This window comes from Streptomyces sp. C (assembly GCF_000158895.1).
In the GTDB taxonomy this organism is placed as follows: Bacteria; Actinomycetota; Actinomycetes; order Streptomycetales; family Streptomycetaceae; genus Streptomyces; species Streptomyces racemochromogenes.
On record NZ_GG657750.1, the window covers coordinates 1,630,927 to 1,632,687 of the forward strand.

Consider the following 1,761-nt stretch of genomic DNA (forward strand, 5'->3'; position numbering starts at 1 on the left):
CCCGCCGTCAGCGTCGGCACGGCCATGTCGCTGGTCTTTCTCGCGCTTGAGGGCCGGTCTTCCGGGTCCGTTCTCGACCTCGCCGAGCATCGCCACGACGGGCACCAGCAGCCGGGCGTCCTTCAGCGCCGCCAGCAGCTGCGGTTCGGCCGCCCGGTCGGCCGCCCAGGCGGCCAGGGCGGCGCTCAGCCGGGGGTCGGCGGTGCCGTCGTCGTCGGAGAAGCCGGGGTCTGGAATGTTCTTGGTCGCCACAATCAACCGACCCTATCCCGACGTGTCCCGCCGTGCGGCGCGCGGGCGCCGGGCCAGTACGGCCGCCAGCACCAGCAGGACCGCTCCCCCGGCCGCGGCCGCCGGGACCCCGGGCACCTTCCGGCGTCCGGCGGGGCGGGCCTGCTCGGGTCCGGGGCCGAAGTACCGCCGCCCGGCGGCGACGGCGGCGGGGACGGGCGCCTCGGGGCGCAGCGCGGCCCCCGCCTGGAGCGCGGCGACGGGGTCGACCGTGCCGTGGCCCCGGGCGTCGTCGCGGCCGCCGGCCGGGCGCTCGGCGGCGGTGTCCTGCAGCAGCTTCTTGACCTGGGCCGGGGACAGCCCCGGGTGGGCGGCCTTGACGAGGGCCACGGCGCCGGAGACGAAGGCCGCGGCGGCGCTGGTGCCCCAGCCCTCGTAGTAGGCGCGGTCGGGGTCGGCGATGACCACGTCGACGCCGGGGGCGCTGACGGTGGCGTACCAGTGGCGGGTGGAGAACGCCGCCTTGCGGCCCTGGCGGTCGACGGCCGCGACCGCGATGACGCCGGGGTAGGCGGCGGGGTAGGAGGTGTGGTCGCCGCGTTCGCCGCCGTTGCCCGCGGAGGCGACGACGACCACGCCCTTGCCGAGCGCGTACTGGACGGCCTCGTCCTCGGCGGCCTCGTGGTGCGCGGAGTCGCTGTCGTCGCCGAGCGAGAGGTTGATCACGTCGGCGCCGTGGTCGGCGGCCCAGCGGATGCCCTCGGCGAGGGCGCCGGACTTGCTGTCGCGGGCCTTGTTCCGGCCCGGGTCGCCCTCTTCGAGGATCACCCGGACCGGGAGGATCTTCGCGTGGGGCGCGATCCCGAGGACTCCCTGGGAGCGGTCGGGGCCGTGGCCCCGGCCCGCGATGATGCTGGCCATCGCGGTGCCGTGGCGGGCCCAGGCGCGGTCGCCGCGGCCGGCGCCCATGCCGACGAGGTCGGTGCCGTCGAGGACCTGGCCGGTGAGGTCGGGGTGGGTGGCGTCCACGCCGGTGTCGAGGACCGCGACGGTGACCCCGTCGCCCTGGGTGGTGCCCCAGGCCTCCTCGGCGCGCAGGGCGAGCAGGCCCCACTGCCGGTCGCGGATGGTGTCGGCGGCGGCGGGGTGGGCGGCGGTCCCGGCGAGGAGGGCGGCGGTGAGGCCGGCGGCGGCCGCCGCGCGCAGGGGGGCGGGGTTCATCGGGCGGCCCCCTTCGAGGGTGCCGCGCCCGGTGCCGCGCCCGGTGCCGCGTCCGGGGCGGCGAGGGCCGTGAGGGCCTGTCCGACCCGGTCGGCGGCGGCCTTCGCGTCGTGGCCGAGGCCGGCTTCGGCGACGGTCCCCGTGGCACCCTCGCGGACCGCCTCCTCGGCGGGGACGGGCGTCTCGACGGTGCGGCCGTCGGCGAAGGCGGAGACGGTGTAGACGACGGCCGGGGCCTCGGCGGAGACCGTCGCCGTCCAGGCGGCGCGGCGCGCGTCGGCGTACTCGTAGGCGGGCGGGACGGTGAGG

1 protein-coding gene and 2 pseudogenes are annotated in these 1,761 nt (G+C 78.5%); all 3 read right to left on the minus strand.

The genetic code is table 11. The features are described from left to right. Positions 1–252, minus strand: a pseudogene (locus SSNG_RS07205) (SseB family protein); the annotation flags it as partial. Positions 253–264: 12 nt separating this feature from the next. Further along, the gene (mycP, locus tag SSNG_RS07210; RefSeq protein ID WP_007263147.1) at positions 265–1,452 is read right to left on the minus strand and encodes a type VII secretion-associated serine protease mycosin; all 1,188 of its coding nucleotides are present in this window, start codon (positions 1,450–1,452) and stop codon (positions 265–267) included. Next, a pseudogene (locus SSNG_RS41925) lies at positions 1,449–1,761 on the minus strand (hypothetical protein); the annotation flags it as partial. The pseudogene SSNG_RS41925 and the gene mycP, both read right to left, overlap by 4 nt.

Excerpts from the sequence above, each read along its gene's own strand:
- mycP (WP_007263147.1), bottom strand. The coding sequence starts at position 1,452 with ATGAACCCCGCCCCCCTGCGCGCGGCGGCCGCCGCCGGCCTCACCGCC.